Source organism: Vibrio sp. D173a (genome assembly GCF_030248475.1).
Genome location: NZ_JAHGAH010000515.1, coordinates 1 through 909, shown reverse-complemented (window position 1 = coordinate 909; position 909 = coordinate 1). Strand labels below are relative to the sequence as shown.

General features: G+C 46.2%; 1 protein-coding gene. It reads right to left on the bottom strand.

What is annotated here, in order from left to right; all coding sequences use genetic code 11:
• A partial coding sequence (locus KIV40_RS27185; protein WP_285352301.1) for a DUF2860 domain-containing protein occupies positions 1-792 on the bottom strand: 792 nt, incomplete at its 3' end.
• Between the last annotated feature and the right edge of the window lie 117 nt (positions 793-909).

Genomic DNA, 909 nt, shown 5'->3' with positions numbered 1-909 from the left:
GCGCTCTTTGTTGTTGAAGAGTGAGTTACCACCGTCGTATGAGCGTTGGCTATAACCTGCGGTCAGTGCGTATTGGTGGCGACCTTGAACCCCAAACAGACTCACTTCTGCACCCAGCTGATCATAGGATTCGGCACTGCCATCGGCATCACGTGTTTGGTAGATAACCGATGGGATCAACATCATGCTGCGGCTCAGCGGTTGACGATATTGGCCTTTCAAGTAGAAGGTATCTGCATCTCGCTTGAGTTCAGATTCCTGAATTGCATCGTTTTCAACATCTTTAGTAGCATATGCCATATCAAGTGAGAATGGTGAGCCTGCAATACTGCTCAATTTCAAACGAAAGGCATTGCCCTTTTCGTCAGTTTTTGTGCGTGATACGCCAGTATCATAAGGGTTAGCCCAAGTCTCACCGGACATGATGGTTGGTAGGATTGAAGCATCAATCACCATTCCAGACTGCAGCTGATATTTGTAGCCGACTTCAAGTACGACGGTACCCGTCGCGATATCGTCACGAGCGGTACCCGTATAAACCTGATGATTTAAGCGATCACCAAAGGTGTAGGCAATGCTACCCAGTGGTGCGACTAAGAAAGAGCTTTCAGAGGAAGCTTTCTGGTCAAGAGAGGAGATATTGCTATCGCCATCAGCGTCAAAGTTAGACGTGGAAGAGGTAACCCCTGCGTTAATGGAGATCTCTCCGCTGATGCCTTGCTCATCGGCAAGTTTGGCAAAGGCAGGGCTTGCTGCAATGCTCAAAGCTAGAACTGTTATTTTGAATTTCATTCGCGGGGCTCCTTGCCCAACCTGTTAGTGAATCGTGAAAACTATAGATAACCGAAATACTAAAAGGTTCCTGATTAATTTTTTATCAATGATGCTTTTTGAGCATAGCAAAAAAAA